The sequence below is a fragment of the Pseudomonas sp. genome, from assembly GCF_050739655.1.
Lineage (GTDB): Bacteria > Pseudomonadota > Gammaproteobacteria > Pseudomonadales > Pseudomonadaceae > Aquipseudomonas.
Genome location: NZ_JBOIBY010000591.1, coordinates 1 through 2,401 on the forward strand (window position 1 = coordinate 1; position 2,401 = coordinate 2,401).

A 2,401-nucleotide genomic window follows, 5' to 3' on the forward strand; every position below is an offset into this window, starting at 1 on the left:
CCTCTATAGCATCGTCACGGCGCTGAGGCCGAAGCTCAATTCTCATTAAAACCATCTCCCGTGAATGACGTAATCAGTGGTCGGAACAGCAGAACCAGTGGTGCCGGCCGGGGCCGCGTAATAAATAATTGTAATCGCGGAAGTGCCCAGCGTTGCTGCCGAAACGTACGCGGACAAACCGCTCACATCGCCATTGTTCGTATGGAATGCAATGCGACCTGAAACAATAGGAGTAGGAAGGGTGACGTTCGGAGATAGTGCGTATCGAACGCCGGTTCCCGCGGTCCACGTCAAACCGGCGGGGCTCAGCCGGCCGGACATGATCACAGCCCCGTCTGCGTACTTGGTGAACTCGCCCGCGGCATTACTCCCGCGCTCAATGATCGCCCCCGTCGGCACACCGGCAGATTGACTGACCGAGCCGACAATCGGCGCGATCGCCGCATTGCTAAGCGCAAGCAGCGTTCTTGCGGACGCAGCGCTAGCAGACATGAAAATAGAAAGGCCGAATGCCGGTGGGGTCCCATCATGAAGCGCCTTGCGCCACGGACCGGGGACATTGTTGCTGATAACTCTGAAGTGCTGGGAGTCGCCTGTAACGCCGAAGAACGTTTGCTCGCAGTAAGCACCATCAAGGTTCTGGACGTCCAACCACCCATTTCCAGCAGGTGAGTTTTGCGGCGTGCTGCAGTAATAGCGACCCGACGTCTTCACATTGTTCAGATCGGTTGCAGGGGGAAGATTGATCGGAACACCTAGACCGAAGTCACCTACTCTGACCGCCCGCCCTGAAGTTGCATCGGTTACGGAAGTTGTGGCAGCGAGGAAAGCCGCCGTCCCTAAAGCTGTTGTACCGCCAGTCCCGCCTTTGTCCACCGGCAGAATATCGTAGTTACCGGTGGTACCCAGCGCAGCCAGCTTCGCCCCGTAGGCGTTGACCAGAGTCCGCAGCGCGTCGGCAGAATCCTTGACATAACCCTGCATGGGAGCCAGCGCATAAGCCCCCGCGGCGTTCGTCGCTCCCTGGTAGTTCGGCGAGATCGACAAGGCCGTGTCGCTGGCAATGTTTGTGACTTCATACCAGCCGCCGTCCGGACCGCGAAAGGCATCACCGACGCGGGCATTGGCAATAAACGCCGTACCAGTGCCGATCACAGCATTCGAATTTAGGGTGCACGCCACCACCCCTGACTTATACCAGGGCATAGAATATCTCCAGAAATTTGAGTTTTAGGCCAGTAATTTGGCGCAGAGGAATGGTCGGTGGCCCTGATTGGTCCAGGCTGTTGTGGCGAGGCTGTACATGAGGATTCGGCTATTGGCGTAATCCACGCCTATCGCGCAGCCACCACCGCTTGCCCCGTTGTGGCAGTTCATGGCGAAAGGGTTGATGGAGATGTATTCACCCGACCCGAGTAGCTTGCTGATACTCCAGATGTAACGACGACCTACGGTCAGCACCTCATCGCCGAGATAAGTCCAGTTACCGGCAGCGAATGTCACCACCACTGCCGGAGCCCCGCTGTCGTATACCAGTTCGCCGCCGGCTCCCCACAGTCGCATCCCGTACGCCGCAGTACCCATAGAGGCCCAGGCAGCCACGAAATATTGACCGCTCAGCGTTGCGGTGACGTTGGACGCCTTCATGGTGAACCCGGTCCAGTTTCCCGGGCCACCGGTGAACCATACCGATATAGGCACCTGGATCACGCCTTGATCTGGGCGAATGAACACTAAAGGCGGATCTTGGCTGGTGACTGGCCTGGCAAAAGTCCCCGACGCATTGGTAGTTCCTGAGTACGACCCTTTGGTCAGCATGCACAGCCGTGGCGCTTCTGAATCAATCTGAACATACGAATTGTCGTTGATGCTCTGAAATCCATAGCTCATGTCGCGAACCTTATCGCGTAAGCCTTGGCGACAATCCTTGTTTGGAGGACCGAGGCGCCGGCTGATGGGTTTTTGGGAAGTACAGTCACCTGGCCTACGGCAGTGGTGACGAAGGGGTAGGACTTGGTGTTTCCCAAGCCGTCCCCTTCTGACGATTGCACGTCCTGCACTCTGGTCGGAATGATCATGAAGACGCAGTTCGCCGGTTTGAAGCCTGAGATGTTCAGCGTGTAGCTGGGCGTAGATCCACTGAAGTCGATCACGCCCTGCCAGATCACCTGGTAGGTGAAGCTGTTGGTGTCCATGCCAAGCTGACCGTTCTCGTCAAAGACACGCAGGCCAAATGAAGCCATATTTCACCCCAGATAGCCGAGACGTACGCGCAACACGTTGTTGGCGTCGTAGACCGATACGTTCAATGAGTTAATCACCAACCGCCCCTGCCCAGGAACGATGCCGTTAATTTCTAACGTGCCGTCCTTGTTCAGAATCCATCCTTGCTGTCCGGCGA

Annotated in this window: 3 protein-coding genes; all 3 read right to left on the reverse strand. The window is 57.0% G+C overall.

Going from position 1 to position 2,401, the window contains the following annotated elements:
• Positions 1–45: 45 nt before the first annotated feature.
• Positions 46–1,206, reverse strand: a complete 1,161-nt coding sequence (locus ACRESJ_RS28265; protein WP_431760816.1) for a pyocin knob domain-containing protein — start codon at positions 1,204–1,206, stop codon at positions 46–48.
• A 24-nt stretch (positions 1,207–1,230) separates the two neighbouring features.
• On the reverse strand, positions 1,231–1,734 hold the full coding sequence (locus ACRESJ_RS28270) for a hypothetical protein (RefSeq protein WP_431760817.1): 504 nt from the start codon (positions 1,732–1,734) through the stop codon (positions 1,231–1,233).
• A gap of 152 nt (positions 1,735–1,886) precedes the next feature.
• On the reverse strand, positions 1,887–2,243 hold the full coding sequence (locus ACRESJ_RS28275; RefSeq protein WP_431760818.1) for a hypothetical protein: 357 nt from the start codon (positions 2,241–2,243) through the stop codon (positions 1,887–1,889).
• Positions 2,244–2,401: the final 158 nt, after the last annotated feature.